The organism is Streptococcus sp. P25B114 (genome assembly GCF_053010325.1).
In genome coordinates this window covers 34,110-49,662 of the sequence record NZ_JBRKNW010000008.1, presented here as the reverse complement: position 1 = coordinate 49,662, position 15,553 = coordinate 34,110, and the positions used below count along the sequence as shown (strand labels likewise).

At 47.6% G+C, this 15,553-nt stretch carries 15 protein-coding genes and 1 pseudogene; 5 read left to right on the top strand and 11 right to left on the bottom strand.

Going from position 1 to position 15,553, the window contains the following annotated elements; all coding sequences use genetic code 11:
* Positions 1–8: 8 nt before the first annotated feature.
* From ACVC7T_RS05395 to ACVC7T_RS05375, 5 genes are all read right to left on the bottom strand, one after another.
* Complete coding sequence (locus ACVC7T_RS05395) at positions 9–815, bottom strand: phosphatidate cytidylyltransferase (protein WP_447262592.1); 807 nt, start codon at positions 813–815, stop codon at positions 9–11.
* A gap of 9 nt (positions 816–824) precedes the next feature.
* Positions 825–1,580, bottom strand: coding sequence for an isoprenyl transferase (locus ACVC7T_RS05390; RefSeq protein WP_105111706.1), 756 nt, complete (start codon positions 1,578–1,580; stop codon positions 825–827).
* A 111-nt stretch (positions 1,581–1,691) separates the two neighbouring features.
* On the bottom strand, positions 1,692–2,015 hold the full coding sequence (gene yajC, locus ACVC7T_RS05385) for a preprotein translocase subunit YajC (protein WP_105160271.1): 324 nt from the start codon (positions 2,013–2,015) through the stop codon (positions 1,692–1,694).
* A 93-nt stretch (positions 2,016–2,108) separates the two neighbouring features.
* Complete coding sequence (locus tag ACVC7T_RS05380) at positions 2,109–2,444, bottom strand: hypothetical protein (RefSeq protein ID WP_105122234.1); 336 nt, start codon at positions 2,442–2,444, stop codon at positions 2,109–2,111.
* Between the two features lie 44 nt (positions 2,445–2,488).
* Positions 2,489–3,781, bottom strand: a complete 1,293-nt coding sequence (locus ACVC7T_RS05375; RefSeq protein ID WP_105160270.1) for an adenylosuccinate synthase — start codon at positions 3,779–3,781, stop codon at positions 2,489–2,491.
* Positions 3,782–4,190: 409 nt separating this feature from the next.
* On the opposite strand from ACVC7T_RS05375, the gene gshAB reads away from it, so the two are divergent.
* From gshAB to ACVC7T_RS05355, 4 genes are all read left to right on the top strand, one after another.
* Complete coding sequence (gene gshAB, locus ACVC7T_RS05370; protein WP_447262591.1) at positions 4,191–6,422, top strand: bifunctional glutamate--cysteine ligase GshA/glutathione synthetase GshB; 2,232 nt, start codon at positions 4,191–4,193, stop codon at positions 6,420–6,422.
* Between the two features lie 77 nt (positions 6,423–6,499).
* Positions 6,500–7,366 carry an Hsp33 family molecular chaperone HslO gene (hslO, locus tag ACVC7T_RS05365; protein ID WP_105122237.1) on the top strand — a complete coding sequence of 289 codons (867 nt, stop codon included), beginning with the start codon at positions 6,500–6,502 and terminating at the stop codon, positions 7,364–7,366.
* Positions 7,359–8,363: a tRNA dihydrouridine synthase DusB gene (gene dusB / locus ACVC7T_RS05360; protein ID WP_105122238.1), complete on the top strand. Its 1,005-nt coding sequence runs from the start codon at positions 7,359–7,361 to the stop codon at positions 8,361–8,363. Before hslO ends, dusB begins: the two co-directional genes overlap by 8 nt.
* Before the next feature lie 185 nt (positions 8,364–8,548).
* On the top strand, positions 8,549–9,373 hold the full coding sequence (locus ACVC7T_RS05355) for a C39 family peptidase (RefSeq protein ID WP_447262590.1): 825 nt from the start codon (positions 8,549–8,551) through the stop codon (positions 9,371–9,373).
* A gap of 61 nt (positions 9,374–9,434) precedes the next feature.
* Here ACVC7T_RS05355 and pnuC read toward each other — a convergent pair whose 3' ends face one another.
* The 6 genes and pseudogenes from pnuC to relB form a co-directional block, all read right to left on the bottom strand.
* Positions 9,435–10,238 carry a nicotinamide riboside transporter PnuC gene (gene pnuC / locus ACVC7T_RS05350; RefSeq protein WP_447262589.1) on the bottom strand — a complete coding sequence of 268 codons (804 nt, stop codon included), beginning with the start codon at positions 10,236–10,238 and terminating at the stop codon, positions 9,435–9,437.
* A 15-nt stretch (positions 10,239–10,253) separates the two neighbouring features.
* Positions 10,254–11,291, bottom strand: coding sequence for an AAA family ATPase (locus tag ACVC7T_RS05345; protein WP_447262588.1), 1,038 nt, complete (start codon positions 11,289–11,291; stop codon positions 10,254–10,256).
* Positions 11,292–11,351: 60 nt separating this feature from the next.
* On the bottom strand, positions 11,352–13,802 hold the full coding sequence (locus tag ACVC7T_RS05340) for an ATP-dependent Clp protease ATP-binding subunit (protein WP_447262587.1): 2,451 nt from the start codon (positions 13,800–13,802) through the stop codon (positions 11,352–11,354).
* 4 nt (positions 13,803–13,806) lie between these two features.
* The gene (locus tag ACVC7T_RS05335) at positions 13,807–14,265 is read right to left on the bottom strand and encodes a CtsR family transcriptional regulator (protein ID WP_172094753.1); all 459 of its coding nucleotides are present in this window, start codon (positions 14,263–14,265) and stop codon (positions 13,807–13,809) included.
* Positions 14,266–14,459: 194 nt separating this feature from the next.
* A complete protein-coding gene (locus ACVC7T_RS05330; RefSeq protein ID WP_394718654.1) occupies positions 14,460–14,708 on the bottom strand; it encodes a type II toxin-antitoxin system RelE family toxin in 249 nt (82 codons plus the stop codon).
* 1 nt (position 14,709) lies between these two features.
* Positions 14,710–14,930: pseudogene (gene relB / locus ACVC7T_RS05325) on the bottom strand (type II toxin-antitoxin system RelB family antitoxin).
* Between the two features lie 283 nt (positions 14,931–15,213).
* On the opposite strand from relB, the gene ACVC7T_RS05320 reads away from it, so the two are divergent.
* Positions 15,214–15,549: a thioredoxin family protein gene (locus ACVC7T_RS05320; protein WP_105111719.1), complete on the top strand. Its 336-nt coding sequence runs from the start codon at positions 15,214–15,216 to the stop codon at positions 15,547–15,549.
* Positions 15,550–15,553: the final 4 nt, after the last annotated feature.

Here is a 15,553-nt window from a genome sequence, read left to right as displayed (position 1 = left end):
GAACCTCCTTAAAATAAGCCGAAGAAGTGCATGATTGGAAAGACAAAAATGACACTGTCAAAACGATCCAAGATACCGCCATGCCCTGGAATCAGATTACCAGAATCCTTGACACCAAAACGGCGCTTGATAGCACTCTCAACCAGATCTCCAAACTGGGCCACGACAGAAAATACAGCCGCCAAGACCAGCATCAAGGGAATTGAATAGACGTCACGAATTTCCTTGGAGAAGATGAGATAGATGGCTGCCACTACAACTGCCGAAGCAATCCCACCGAGAAAACCTTCAATAGATTTATTAGGTGATACCATAGGAGCCAGCTTGCGTTTGCCAAACTGACGACCAAGCATATAGGCACCGATATCCGTCGCCCAGACAAGCAGCAGGGCAAAGAATAGCTTGTTGAGACTATCCATACGCGCCAGGGCCAGATTGTGGAAACCAACCCCGATATAAAAACTGCTGGCAATAGGATAGACCACTTCTGAGTAAGTATAGGTGCCTGTATGGAAGACGATGGAACCCATCAGAATAAAGACAATGACCGTAAAGGCCACATAGTTCCCATCCGTCGGCAAAAATGGCAGATAGTTCTCAAGCGGAAGGGTCAAGACAAAACTTCCCAGCATGGCCAGGATACCCTCAATGGAATTAGGCGCCAGCTTGTACATCCGCATCAATTCCGCAGTAGCCAGCATGGCCAAGAGCCCCAGCACCAATTGGAAGGTCACCCCACCAATATATATAACAGGGATAAAGAGGGTCAGTGCAACGACCGCCGATATCACCCGTGTTCTTAGTTCCTTTGTCATCATTTCTCCTTACACACCACCAAATCTTCTGTGGCGACGATTGTATTCTTTTATGGCTAATAGCAGAGCTTCTCCATCAAAGTCCGGCCAGGCCACGTCAGTGAAGTAGAGCTCACTGTAGGCTATCTGCCAGGGCAAAAAATTACTGAGACGGAGTTCACCACTGGTCCGAATGACCAAATCAGGGTCTCGCAGGGAAACCGGCAAACTACCTGTATACAGATAATCAGCAATCAGCTTGTCATCAATATCCCCTGGATTGAACTTAGCATCCAAAATATCCTGCGAAATCGCCTTAATCGCACGAGACAGCTCATCACGACCGCCATAATTCAAGGCAAAATTGAGGATGAGACCGGTATTTCTCCTGGTCTTTTCTTCTGCCATCCGCAGTGCCTTCAAGGTCGCCTCTGGCAGGCGAGAATGGTCACCAATCATCTGGATTTTCACATTGTTGGCATGAAGCTCCGGCACGTATTTATCGTAAAATTCAACCGGCAAATTCATAATAAATTTGACTTCCTTCTCAGGACGGGACCAATTTTCCGTTGAGAAGGCATAGACTGTCAGGACCTTGACCCCTAGTTTAGACGCTGTTTTTGTTACCTTTTGCAGGGCATCCATACCGGCCTTATGACCCATAATCCGAGGCTGCATCCGTTTTTTAGCCCAGCGCCCATTCCCATCCATGATGATGGCAATATGTTTGGGCACCTCCACAGGCGTCTCAAACTTCTCTTTTTTCTTAAAATTCCACTTAAACATGACTTTTTCCTCAAGCTATAATCAGTCTATTATACCACAGTCTCTAGTTTTTAAGCAAAAAGCACATCATGAGGATAAGATAAAAACCAAGGATTCCCTGGTTTTTCGTCTTTATTCCTCAATAACTGATTCTTGAACTGGCTCAACCGTTTCTAGAGCTGGTTCTTCTGCTGCTACTGTTGTCGTGGTAGCCGGCGTCACACGATTGCGAATGGCTCCGCGTTCAAAAGTCAAATAGACACCGTCCACATCCAGAACGACCTTCTTGTCGTCGATTTCATCAACGATACCAAACAAGCCACCTATGGTCACGATCTCGTCACCTTTTTTGATTTGACTAAGGGCGTCTTGGCGCTGTTTCTGTTGCTTACGCTGTGAATAAAACATGAAACCAACCATAGCCACCATGATTAGGGGTAAAAATAAACTTTCCATTTGTAAACCTCTTTATTTTATAGAATCTAGTAAAATCTATTATAGCAGAATATCAAAAAAGAACAAGTTCAGATAGAACTTGCCCTTCAATCTTTAATTTGAATATAGATCCAACACGGTTTCGGCAATCCAAAAAAGAGCTAGACCTGAACAAAGCAGCAATACCACCCCTACTATTATCAAAAAGGTTCTCCATCCTTTTGACAGTGGAGCAGAAATTCCATAACCAAGGCTAAAGCCAAATATAGGAAAAACCAAGGGTCCAATAAAGGGAAATAGGAGCAGACTTAGCAAGGAGCCTATCAAATAGTAACGATGTTGCTGTTTATCCTCCATACGTGGCAAACTCCAAGCAACCACGAAAACCAGGTAGCCCACCAATATGCTGAATAAGAACAGGACTCCAGTAACACCCAATATGAGGAACATACTATTTTTCTCCTCCTAACTCTACTGATTTCCCGCTCAATATCCTATTTAGAACTCCAGACACTTTCAAGGATGTTGGTTTGTTCGCGACCTGGTCCAACTGAGAAGGTTGAGATACGAACACCGACCAATTCGCTGATGCGACGAACATAGTTGCGAGCCGCTTCTGGCAATTCATCCAAACTACGCACACCTGTGATATCTTCTGACCAACCTGGCATTTCTTCGTAGATTGGTTTGCAGCGTTTGAGCTGTTCCAAGCTTGCTGGGTAGTGGTCAATACGCTCACCATCCAAATCGTAAGCCACGCAGATTTTCAAGGTGTCAAGACCTGACAAGACGTCAATCGAGTTGAGGGACAAATTGGTAATACCTGACACACGGCGGCTATGGCGCATCACCACTGAGTCAAACCAACCGACACGGCGTGGACGACCTGTTGTCGTACCGTATTCCTTACCGATTTCGCGGATACGGTCTCCGATTTCATCGTGCAATTCAGTTGGGAATGGTCCGTCACCAACACGGCTAGTGTAGGCCTTACATACACCAACAACCTTGTCAATCTTGCTTGGGCCGACACCGCTACCGATGGTCACACCACCAGCAACTGGGTTTGAAGAAGTAACGAATGGATAGGTACCTTGGTCAATATCCAACATAACCCCTTGGGCACCTTCAAACAAGACACGTTTGCCTTGGTCGAGGGCATCGTTCAAGATAACAGAGGTATCTGTTACATACTTTTTGATTTCTTGACCGTAAGCATAGTATTCTTCAAAGATTTCGTCAAACTCAATCGGAGTTGACTCATACATTTTCTCAAACAAACGGTTTTTCTCAGCCAAGTTTGTTTTCAAACGCTCCGCAAAAATCTCCTTGTCCAAGAGGTCTGCGATACGGATACCAACACGCGCAGCCTTGTCCATGTAAGCTGGACCGATACCCTTGTTGGTTGTACCAATCTTGTTCTCACCTTTGGATTCTTCCTGCAACTGGTCCAATTTGATGTGATAAGGCAAGATGACGTGTGCGCGGTCTGAAATCCGCAAATTATCTGTCGTCACACCTGAATCATGGAGGTAGTTGATTTCCTTAACCAAGGATTTTGGATTGACCACGACACCGTTACCGATGACAGAGATTTTTTCTGGAAAGAAAATTCCTGATGGAATCAGATGCAATTTGTACTTGGTGCCATCGATGACGATGGTGTGACCTGCATTGTCACCACCTTGATAACGTGCGATGACTTCCGCATTGGCAGAGAGGAAATCCGTGATTTTGCCTTTTCCTTCATCGCCCCACTGAGTTCCAACAACAACTACTGATGTCATAATTTAAGATACCTAGAACACCGCCAAATCGACTAGAAAGTCTGCCTTTAAACCTTTGACAGCTCCAACTTTTCCTTGGTGTCCAATTCCTTTCAAACACTTCTGGCAGGAATTTCACCTGCAAGTTTCGTTTACAATCTATTCTATCAAAAAACGAACGTTTCATCAAGAAATAGCCCGTATTTCAAAAATGACGAACTTTTATTTTTTGACTGTTTCTAAAACAAGCAAAATACGATTGTTGGCGCTGTTTTTACAAAAATATTATATCCTTTGATGGAAAATTCCGAAGTCTGAACCTTGCTTTTGGTCGTTTTCTCTGGATTTTCAAGCCAAAACGTAGCGAAAATTTGTATTTCTTCAGCAAACTAGATAAAATTGGAATAAGAAAATAACAGGAATAGACACTATGCTGAAACACTTACCCTCTACCGCACCCATTCTTCAAGCAACTTTTGGCTTAGAAAGAGAATCTCTGCGGATTAACACTGAAAATCGTGTGGCTCAGACGCCCCACCCTGAAAAACTAGGTTCACGATCCTTCCATCCCTATATCCAGACCGACTACAGCGAGCCACAGCTAGAGCTGATTACGCCTGTTACCCAGTCGACCAAAGAAGCGCGTCGCTTTTTGGGCGCCATCACAGACGTTGCCTGTCGATCCATGAACAAGGACGAATACCTTTGGCCCCTGTCCATGCCTCCTCACATCACCGAGGACGAAATTCAAATCGCCCAGCTAGAAAGCGAATTTGAGTACCAGTATCGGGTCGGTTTGGGGCAACGCTACGGCAAGCTCTTGCAGTCCATGTCGGGCATCCATTATAACTTTGAATTGGGCAAAGACCTGACCCAGCAACTCTTTGAAGCCAGCGATTACGACGACCTCATCACCTTCAAAAATGCCCTCTATCTCAAGCTGGCTCAGAATTTCCTACGCTACCGTTGGCTCTTGACCTACCTCTACGGAGCTAGCAGTCTGGCTGAAAAAGGATTTTTGACAGAGGAAATTGGCTGCGTGCGGTCTATTCGCAATTCCAACTACGGCTATGTCAACGCCCCCGATGTCCACATCTCCTTCTCTTCCTTGAAGCAATATGTGACCGACATCGAGCAGGCGGTTGCTAGCGGTCAGTTGTCTGCCGAAAAGGAATTTTACTCTGCAGTTCGCCTCCGCGGTGCCAAGGTCAGTCGCGACTATCTGACCAAGGGCATTTCTTATTTGGAGTTTCGGACCTTTGACCTCAATCCCTTCGACCAACTGGCCATCAGCCAAGGGACCTTGGACACAGTTCATCTCTTCATTCTCGCCCTCTTGTGGCTAGATGATTTAACCGATGTCGACGCACAATTGGCGCAGGCCCATCAGCTTAACAACCGCATTGCCCTCAGCCATCCCCACACTCCCCTACCAGCAGAGGCAGACGCCAGCCCTATCCTGACCGCCATGACAGCGATTGTCGCCCACTTTGGACTGGACGACTACTACAGCCAGCTCATCGCTCAAGTGAAGGCTGCCCTTCAAGACCCACGTTTGACCCTCTCTGGAAAAATAGCAGAGCAGGTTGAAGATGGATCTTTGGAACGATTTGGCCAGCAGCAAGGACGACTCTTCCATGACTATGCTTGGACAGCCCCATACGCCCTCAAGGGCTATGAAAACATGGAACTCTCCACCCAGATGATTCTCTTTGACGCCATTCAAATGGGCTTGCATGTCGAGATTTTGGATGAAGAAGACCAGTTTCTCAAGCTCTGGCATGGTGACCATGTCGAGTACATCAAAAATGGCAACATGACCTCCAAGGACAACTACGTCATTCCTCTGGCCATGGCCAACAAGGTCGTAACCAAGAAGATACTGGACCAGGCTGGTTTCCCAGTGCCTGCGGGAGCGGAATTCTCTCACAAGGAAGAGGCCCTGCGGTATTACGGACAGGTAGCCAGCTCTGCTATTGTTATCAAACCAAAATCCACCAACTTCGGCCTAGGCATCTCTATCTTCCAGGAGCCAGCCAGTCTTGCGGACTATGAAAAAGCCCTGGACATCGCCTTTTCAGAAGATAGCCATGTACTAGTGGAGGAGTTCGTGGCGGGAACCGAGTACCGTTTCTTCATCTTGGACGGCAAGTGCGAGGCTGTTCTGCTCCGTGTCGCAGCCAATGTCGTCGGGGATGGACAATCAACCATCCGAGAATTAGTGGAGCAAAAAAATCAAGACCCTCTGCGGGGTCGCGATCACCGATCACCGCTTGAAATCATCAATCTGGGTGATATCGAACTGCTCATGTTGGAGCAACAGGGCTACACACCTGACACTGTCTTGCCTGAGGGCGTTCAAGCCTTTCTGCGTGGCAATTCCAATATCTCCACCGGTGGTGACTCTATTGATATGACCGACCAGATGGACGAAACTTACAAACAACTGGCTGCAGATATGGCCACCGCTATGGGGGCCTGGGCCTGCGGTGTGGACTTGATTATCCCCGACCGCACCAAGCCAGCCAACAAGGAAGAACCAAACTGCACCTGTATCGAGCTTAACTTTAACCCTGCCATGTACCTGCATACCTATACCTACGCAGGACCAGGACAGAGTATTACGCCGAAGATCTTGCGGAAGTTGTTTCCTGAACTATAAACTGGCTAGTCATAGTCAGTTTTTTCTTTAGGCCTCTCCCTTTCCCCATTTTCCCCACTTGTGCTATAATAATCCTTATGGATAAAATTATTAAGACACTATCAAAGAGCGGGCATTTCCGTGCCTATGTATTGGACAGTACTGAAACAGTTCGGACCGCTCAGGAAAAACATGGCACTTGGCCATCCTCAACAGTTGCACTTGGAAGAACCTTAATTGCAAGCCAAATATTAGCTGCTAATGAAAAGGGAGACACAAAAATCACCTTGAAAATTTTGGCAAACGGATCATCTAAGGCCATCATCGCCGTTGCCAATACCAAAGGTCAGGTCAAGGGCTACATCCAAAACCCGAATCTCGACTATAAGCGTGGCTCAACTGGAGAAGTTATTGTTGGACCACTTGTAGGAACAGGCCAATTCCTAGTTATCACAGACTACGGAACAGGTCGCCCTTACAACTCCATGACCCCCTTGATCTCTGGTGAAATCGGTGAAGACTTTGCCTACTTCCTGACGGATAGCCAGCAAACACCGTCTGCAGTGGGACTCAATGTCCTCCTGAATGAAGATGAAACTGTCAAGGTAGCTGGTGGCTTCTTGCTGCAAGTTTTACCAGGTGCGACCGAGGCTGAAATTGCCCGTTTCGAAAAACGCATCCAAGAAATGCCAGCCATCTCTAGCTTGCTGGCGTCTGAAAACCACATAGAAGCTCTGCTATCCGCCATTTATGGCGACGACGACTTCAAGCGCCTGTCAGAAGAAGAAATCGGTTTTGTCTGCGACTGCTCTAAAGACCGCTTCCTCGATGCTTTAGCCAGCTTGCCAAAAACGGACCTACAAGAGATGAAGGAAGAAGACAATGGCGTGGACATCACCTGTCAATTCTGCCAGACCCATTACCACTTTGACGAAAACGATTTGGAGGAACTCATCAATGGCTAATCTCAATACCCCTTTCATGATTGGTGATGTGGAAATCCCCAATCGCTGCGTGCTGGCCCCAATGGCCGGCGTGACCAACTCGGCCTTCCGTACCATTGCCAAGGAAATGGGGGCAGGACTGGTGGTTATGGAAATGATTTCTGAAAAAGGCCTTCTCTACAACAACGAGAAGACCCTCCACATGCTCCATATAGACGATAACGAATACCCTATGTCTATCCAGCTCTTCGGTGGCGAGGCTGAGGGCCTCAAACGTGCAGCTGACTTCATTCAGAAAAACACCAAGGCCAATATCGTAGATATTAACATGGGTTGCCCTGTCAACAAGGTCATCAAGAACGAGGCTGGTGCCAAGTGGCTCAAGGACCCTGACAAGATTTACCACATCATCAAGGAAGTGACTTCCGTCCTCGACATTCCCCTGACCGTTAAGATGCGGACCGGTTGGAATAATACCGACCTGGCGGTCGAAAATGCCCTAGCCGCAGAAAGTGCTGGTGTGGCTGCCCTGGCCATGCACGGACGGACCCGCGAGCAGATGTACACTGGAACTGTTGACCTCGAAACCCTGACCAGGGTTGCCGGCAACCTGACCAAGATTCCCTTCATCGCAAACGGCGACATCCGCAATGTCGAAGATGCCCGCCAGCGTATCGAGGAAGTTGGGGCTGACGCTGTCATGGTCGGCCGGACCGCTATGGGAAATCCCTACATCTTCAACCAGATTAACCACTATCTGGAAACGGGTGAAATCCTGCCCGACCTATCCTTTGAGGACAAGCTCAATGTCGCCTTTGACCACCTAACCCGCTTGACAAATCTCAAGGGCGAAAGCATTGCCGTCCGCGAATTTCGTGGTCTAGCGCCCCACTACCTCCGTGGTTCAGCAGGTGCTGCCAAGATCCGTGGCGCCGTATCCCGTGCCGAAACCATCGAAGAAGTCCAAGAACTCTTCGACCAAGCACGCGCTGCCTATCAGGCAAAACAAGTTAAATAAACAAAAGGAGATCAGTTCCAGCTGGTCTCCTTTGTCATCTCCGCAAAAGACGTGTTACTAAATAAAATATAAGGAAATGGTTGGGCATGCCTCAGCCATTTTTTATGGATAGTTCTTGCTAAATACATATAATTATAATATACTAATATTGTGAAATGCTTTACAAAATCCTCCAGGAGGTGGGTATGAAATCAAAAGCTATTCTTATCAGTCTCTGTCTGTCTTCTTTAACTCTCATTCTTGCCTCTGCCAGCTTTTTTCTGCTTGTCCCTCGGCAGGAGCAGACCTCCCCTGAAGTAAAGGCGACAAGTAGCTCTGTTGTCAAAACAAGTGGAGAACAGACTAAAAACCCTAGCTCTTCAAGCTCCAGTAGCTCTGCCATTACCCAAGAAAATGAACCAAATGAGACCACACCGAGTTCCGAACCAGAGCAGGAAAAGCCGGCATCCAAGCGAATCAAAAAACAACTGAATGTCCAACCGCAAATCCAAACTGTCTGGAACTACTGCGCTCCGACGACTGTCAGTATGATGCTATCTAGTCAGGGCATCCATGTTGGGCAGAAGCAGTTGGCGTTTGAAATGGGAACCTACGAGCCTTTTGGCACCCATAATCGTGACGCCATTCGCATCCTCAATAAACATCTTTTCGGCTATGAATATCCTACAGATGGTCAGGCTGGCTATCGGCTGGTGACGGTGACGGACCCTAATCCAGCTGGACAAGAGATGGCCTTGTTTAAGCAGAGGGTCAGGGAAAATATTGATGCTGGCTACCCTATGTACTACACTTTTGACTCCGCTGTGATGTATCCTAGTAAAAAAGGGGAGCACAACGTCATTGGTATTGGCTATCTGACCACAGAAGACGGGAAGGATATTGAGCAGCTCTACTACCTCGACCCCTCTCCCAATGTCCAGGACCATAGATACGGTGGGCTGAAAGTCACTACGCCCGAAGAACTATTCCAAGCCCTGATGACCTGTGAAGAGCCAAATTATGGCTGGTAGCAATAGCAAAACCTCCGAATGCTGACTCGGAGGTTGTTTTTGTATTTAAGTTTTTAATTTCCTATCCCTTTTTCATAGCCTTGGACCATTGGTACCAGCCGACGACACTATTGAGAACGTAGACCCAGTACATGGCCTGCATGTGGATGGAATTTCCCCACCAGAGGTAGATAGAAAAGAGGTTGGTCGCAATCCAGAAGAGCCACTGTTCCCTGTAAAGATAAGTCATGAGAAATTGCCCTGTCCAGTTGGTTCCGTCTGTCACAGAATCTCGGAAGGGTCTGGCAGAGCCGATAGATTGGTAGAGAAGACCAAAAATCCCCCAGACAAGAGCTGTGAAGCTCAGCCATTTGACCCAGCCAAAGAAAGACAGACTGCGGGTTTCAAATTCGCTGATTTCAGGCGTCTCATCCTCGGTTTCATTGACACGGGCAGCCAACCAAGTATAAAGGCCGATAGGCTGCATGGCCAAGAAGAAAACAGCTGTCATCACTTCCCCATAAAAGGCACTATTATAGGAAAGCACAAAGTAAATCAGACTGTTGATAAAACCAAAAACATAGTTACTAGCCCGGCCTTCTGCTACCATGATGACGCAGACAATCCCCGTCCAGGAGGCAAAGAGCCCCATCCAGTCGTGTTTGTCGCTACCGCTGGCAAACTCTAAAATCAGCGGCACACTGGATAGGCCGATGAGATAGAGCCACTGAAAAGCTGTTCGTCCCAAAAACATATCCGCAAAGGCTGCCTTCAAGAGCCCGAAAAATCCTAATTCCTTGGCTGCCTGGCCTAATTTCGCAAAGGTGGCAGGGACATTTCGGATGCCCTCCACCCAGCCAGTCAGCATCTGTTTTATTTTTTCCATATCTCCTCTTTTCTCCTAAAATTCCTGATAGATGGCATCAATCAGATCAATGGATTTTTGATAGTTTTCCAGATAAGACCCACCGATAAAGGCCAAATGCGCATCTGGGTGATTTTTTGCCACTAATTTTTTCAATAACTCCGTAAAAGCATGGCGAACTTCCTGGTCGGCCATAGACATGTCCCGAAAACCGTCGTCCACATAGTTACCTGTCGGCAGGACAAAGATGATTAAGTCCCACTTTTCATTCTTGACCGTGTCAGCACAGAGGGAATGAAAGGAGCTGGAGCTTTCGCCGATATAGTAGTTATAATAGGCCTCGGTCACAGTCGCATTGGTATCCGCAATGACCAGCCCGCGGTTGGTGTCTGAGTCAATCAAGTCAGAAGTCTGGCGATACTGGCCCGTCAGCAGGTAATTGTAATCCTTGCCTGTCAACTCATCGTCACGAACATTGTAGCGCTTTTGGTAATAGCGGGCGTACTCTAGGGAGACAGGACAGGAATAATAGCGTCCCAAATCCTTGACCAGGGTAGTCTTGCCGTTTGAGGCCGAACCAACCACCAAGACATTTTTTGAAAAATGCCGTCTGAAGGGCTTGGCAATCAGGTTCCAGTGCTTGGCTGGATTTTCCCGAATCAGGGTAGCCGAAATACCGAAATTACGCTCTGTGAAAGATGCTCTGAAGCCACGCTCTTCCAGCTCCGCAGAGTATTCTTTTTCAGAAACATAGAAGACCAATTCCTCGTCTTCGCCAGCCTGCACCAGCTGTTGTAAGGCCTCTAGCCAGGGCGTCCAACCTTCTGGATAAGGAGGCATGCCTGTTTCGTCTAGCTTATAAACCAAAATCAAGGACTCGTCATTAAAAGTTTCACGAATATAGCGAAAACGCTTTTGCAGACCCAGGCCAATCTTGTCCCCACGGTCATTTTCATAACCAGATACGATGACCACCGCTCGGTCACAGGCTCGCTTGGCCCGCTGGATCAGGTCAATGTGACCCTTGTGCATAGGCGCAAAGGTCCCAAAAATAACAGCAACAGTTTTTTTCATAAGATACCTATTTACATTTTATATTTTAGGGAAATGGCGAATACGTTCTCCCTTTCCTTCTTACACTATGTCAAATTTCAATTGGCCAGCTTTGACGCCCACTTTAAGGGTTTGACCGCCAACCAGGTCACCACGCAAGAGCATTTCTGCCAATGAATCTTCCAGCTTGGTCTGCAAGAGACGGCGGAGCGGACGGGCACCCATTTCTGGATCGTAGCCTTCTGTCGCTAGGAGTTTGAGTGCAGACGGTTGCAACTTGAGGGTCAGACCACGCTCGGCCGTGATGGCCATCAGCGGCTGCACCATGACCTTGACAATATCCTGCATATCCGCTTCAGATAGGCTGTGGAAGACAACCTTTTCATCAATACGGTTGATAAACTCTGGGCGGTAGGCCTTTTTCAATTCCTCGAAAATCCGTTTTTCCACATGCTCCTGGCTCTTGGACAAATCAAGGGCACCAAAACCAACCGTCTTATCGTCCCTCAGGGCAGTTGCCCCAAGGTTGGAGGTCATGATAATAATCGTATTAGAGAAATCTACCTTACGCCCCTTGTTGTCTGTCAAGACACCGTCGTCCAAGACCTGGAGGAGGACATTGAAAATATCTGGGTGGGCCTTTTCAACCTCGTCAAAGAGAAGGACAGAGTAAGGCTTGTTGCGGACTTTTTCCGTCAACTCGCCACCCTCTTCATAGCCAACATAGCCTGGAGGCGCACCGTTGAGGCGGCTGGCCGCAAATTTCTCCATATACTCGGACATATCAAAGCGGATTAGTGCCGACTCATCATCAAAGAGGACTTCTGCCAGGGCCTTAGCCAGCTCGGTCTTGCCGACACCTGTTGGCCCCAGGAACATAAAGGAACCGATTGGACGGCGACCGGTCCGAATGCCAGACTGATTGCGTCGAATGGCTCTGCTGACGGCTGAGATGGCCTGGTCCTGACCGATGACCCGCTTGTGGAGTTCTGCTTCCAGGTTCAGGTATTTCTTGGCATCTGTCTGGCTGAGTTTCTGCACTGGAATACCCGACAGGCGACTGAGGGTCTCCAAAATATCTGCCTCCGTCACTTCTAAGTCGTAACCTTGGCCGGCTTTAACAGCCTCTTTCTCAGCCAGGAGGAGCTTGCTGACCGTTTTGTATTTGCCAGCCATGAGGGCCTGGTCAAGGACTGTCAAGCCTGTCGCAACTGGCTGACCCTTGACACGGTTCTGCACCCTTGCCGCTGATTCGTCTAGTAAGTCAATTGCTGAATCCGGCAGGCGTTTGCTGGTCAAATACCGCTTGGCATAGGTCACGGCTGTCTCTACAGCACTATCTGTGATTTGGACCCTGTGGTATTTTTCAAAAGTCCCTTTGAGACCTGCCAAAATGGCAATGCTGTCCGCCACTGTTGGCTCTTCGATGATGACCTTGGCAAAACGGCGAACCAGAGCAGCATCCTTCTCGATATGTTTCTGATATTCCGACTGGGTCGTCGCACCAAGCGTCCGCAGAGTGCCACGCGCCAGAGCAGGCTTGAGGATGTTGGCCGCATCCATGGTCGAATCAATCCCAGAACCAGAGCCCATAATAGTATGAAGCTCATCGATGAAAAGAATCACCTGACCATCTTCTTCGATGTCGTTGATGATATTGTTCATCCGCTCCTCAAAATCCCCACGAAAACGGGTCCCAGAAACCACACTCATCAAATCCAGCTCCAAGACCCGCATCTTAGCCAGGCTAGGCGGAACATCTCCCGACGCTATACGCTGAGCAAGTCCCAGGGCCAGGGCTGTTTTCCCGACACCCGCATCACCGACCAAGACAGGATTATTCTTGGTCTTGCGCGATAAAATCTGTACCATACGCGAAATCTCAGTATCACGACCGATAACAGGCTCCATCTTGCCTTCACGAGCCAAGGCAGTCAAGTCACGGGTGTAATCTTCCAAACCACCTGTCTGGGGCTGAGGCATACCGCCACCCATCATCTGCCCCATGGTCTGTTGAGGAGCCTTGCGCCCCTTCAAGGCCAGACGAATGGCCTTAAGATCTTCCTTGTTGAAGCCTGCACGGGTCTCAAGATTTTTCCGCAAATCTAGCAGGCGAATCTTATCATCCGAGTCTTCATGGTGAAAACCAACCTTGTCCAAAATCTGACTGGCCACTGTTTTCTTGTCCAAAAGCATGGCTAGGAAAAGATGCTCTGTTCCTACTTCCTTAGCCTTGACGGCCTGCGCAATGGTTTTGGCATTGGCTGCCTTCTCATCCAAACGCTTGGACGACGGCAAAATCTTGAAGGACTCTATGTCCTCCTGATAGACTTTTTCGGTCACGACAAAGGTAGCATGCTCATAGTCTGCCACACTAGGTGGATAATCTGCCAGAACCGCTCCAGCCACTGTATCTTGGTTGATAACAAAGGCCAAGAGTACATGCCAGGTCTCCAACAAATCACTACTATAACGTTGGGCAATCAGCTGGGCATCCTCAAAGACCCGTTTCAATCCCTTTGAAATATTCATTCCCCTAATCCTCTTTCCTATCTAAGCGCCGTAAAATCTGACGCATCATGCGGGCCCGGATACCTGCCGCTTCCTTGCCGAGCACCTCATCTGTACCCGTCGCAAGAAACAAATTGCCCTCGCGCTCTGTCATCAATTTCTCATCAAACAAGAGCTGTAAAATATCATTATAAACGGTCGCAGACAACTGGTCGCCCATATTATTTAACAAATCACGAACCAATTCATGCTTGTCCGAAAAGGTAATGCGGCCAATTCGGATATAGCCTCCGCCACCGCGTTTACTTTCCACAATATAACCCCGACTGGCTGTAAACCGTGTCTTGATAACATAGTTTATCTGACTGGGCACGACCTCAAACCGACTAGCCAATTCACTCCGACGGAGTTCCGCCACATTGACCTGATCCAAGATCGCCTTGATATGCTCTTCGATATAGTCTGATGTATTTTTCATCGCCATGGAATCGCCTCTTTCTTTGACTTTCTTTGACCATTATACCCTAAAAAGAGGATTTTTTAAAGTAAAACTCTTTTCCAAGCAAATGGGAACATATAATATGTCTGAAAAAAACATTTATTTCTTTAGTTTTTCTTCAAAATATCTACCAAGCAAGGAAAACAATAAAGACTGGTCAAACTAGCCTAATAAATATCTTAACGGTGTCCAAACTCAAGGGCCAGAATAACCAGCTTATCCTCTTGAATATCGCAAATCAGTCTGTAATCGCCGATACGATAGCGCCATTCATTAGCTCGGTTACCTGTCAAGACCTTGCCATGCTGCCTAGGATTTTCTGTACCGTCCAGATGTTTGTCAATCCAGGCAAATAGTAACCTCTGTACCTGCTTATCCATTTTACGAATCTGACGCTGTGCTCTTTTGGAATAGTCAATACGGTACATGTTAAAAACCTAGCTCTTTCTTGAAGTCAGCGTGCGAAATGGTTTCAGGGTCGTCTTGGTACTCCTTATAGGCTTGGTGGTAGATTTTTAAATCAAGCTCATCTTCTATAGTCCGCTCCAGCGCCTTCTTAAATAAACTCGAGAGGCTTTGGACTGTCAACTGCGCGTAACTTTTGAAAAAGTTTCCTCTTCTTGGTTCAATCGAACTGTCACTGTACTCATGCTTATCCCTCCATTATGTTACATTGTAGCACATTTGCCCCAAAAAGGTAAACTATCCCCCTCTTATATGGTTCTACTTACTCCAATTCTGCGTCCTCTATTTTTTACCCCACCCTGTCCGACGCTCTAGGAGGCCAGTGACGTCAAGAATTAGAAGACGGTTCAGGAGTTACAAACACGGGACAAGAGCTATAACTGCAGAAGACACAGCTCCCAACGTAGCAGACTTTTGAAATTCTTGCTAAATTCTTCTATAATGTAAGAAAAAAAAGGGGGGAACATTATGGATTTCCAAACTTACATCGAAGATTTTACAACTGTTACTGTGCAAGAGGCTGAAAAGCTCTTGGCAGATAAAGAGGGGGACATTCTCTTCATCGGTCGCGCCACCTGCCCCTACTGCAATCGCTTTGTACCGAAACTCCACAAGGTCGCTCAGGAAAATCAGCTGACCGTCAACTTCCTGGACTCTAGCCAGATGAGCCCAGCTCTTCAAAACCTTCGTGACCACTACGGTGTCCCAACTGTACCAGGCCTCCTCGTCGCCAAAGCAGACGGTGTCCAAGTTCGTTGCGACTCTAGCATGACGGAAGAAGAGATTTTGAATTTCCTTTCTTAATTCA

What these genes read in the sequence shown, in the direction of transcription:
- ACVC7T_RS05395 (WP_447262592.1), bottom strand. Translation starts at nt 815, where the DNA reads ATGACAAAGGAACTAAGAACACGGGTGATATCGGCGGTCGTTGCACTG.
- ACVC7T_RS05390 (WP_105111706.1), bottom strand. Translation starts at nt 1,580, where the DNA reads ATGTTTAAGTGGAATTTTAAGAAAAAAGAGAAGTTTGAGACGCCTGTG.
- yajC (WP_105160271.1), bottom strand. Translation starts at nt 2,015, where the DNA reads ATGGAAAGTTTATTTTTACCCCTAATCATGGTGGCTATGGTTGGTTTC.
- ACVC7T_RS05380 (WP_105122234.1), bottom strand. Translation starts at nt 2,444, where the DNA reads ATGTTCCTCATATTGGGTGTTACTGGAGTCCTGTTCTTATTCAGCATA.
- ACVC7T_RS05375 (WP_105160270.1), bottom strand. Translation starts at nt 3,781, where the DNA reads ATGACATCAGTAGTTGTTGTTGGAACTCAGTGGGGCGATGAAGGAAAA.
- gshAB (WP_447262591.1), top strand. Translation starts at nt 4,191, where the DNA reads ATGCTGAAACACTTACCCTCTACCGCACCCATTCTTCAAGCAACTTTT.
- hslO (WP_105122237.1), top strand. Translation starts at nt 6,500, where the DNA reads ATGGATAAAATTATTAAGACACTATCAAAGAGCGGGCATTTCCGTGCC.
- dusB (WP_105122238.1), top strand. Translation starts at nt 7,359, where the DNA reads ATGGCTAATCTCAATACCCCTTTCATGATTGGTGATGTGGAAATCCCC.
- ACVC7T_RS05355 (WP_447262590.1), top strand. Translation starts at nt 8,549, where the DNA reads ATGAAATCAAAAGCTATTCTTATCAGTCTCTGTCTGTCTTCTTTAACT.
- pnuC (WP_447262589.1), bottom strand. Translation starts at nt 10,238, where the DNA reads ATGGAAAAAATAAAACAGATGCTGACTGGCTGGGTGGAGGGCATCCGA.
- ACVC7T_RS05345 (WP_447262588.1), bottom strand. Translation starts at nt 11,291, where the DNA reads ATGAAAAAAACTGTTGCTGTTATTTTTGGGACCTTTGCGCCTATGCAC.
- ACVC7T_RS05340 (WP_447262587.1), bottom strand. Translation starts at nt 13,802, where the DNA reads ATGAATATTTCAAAGGGATTGAAACGGGTCTTTGAGGATGCCCAGCTG.
- ACVC7T_RS05335 (WP_172094753.1), bottom strand. Translation starts at nt 14,265, where the DNA reads ATGGCGATGAAAAATACATCAGACTATATCGAAGAGCATATCAAGGCG.
- ACVC7T_RS05330 (WP_394718654.1), bottom strand. Translation starts at nt 14,708, where the DNA reads ATGTACCGTATTGACTATTCCAAAAGAGCACAGCGTCAGATTCGTAAA.
- ACVC7T_RS05320 (WP_105111719.1), top strand. Translation starts at nt 15,214, where the DNA reads ATGGATTTCCAAACTTACATCGAAGATTTTACAACTGTTACTGTGCAA.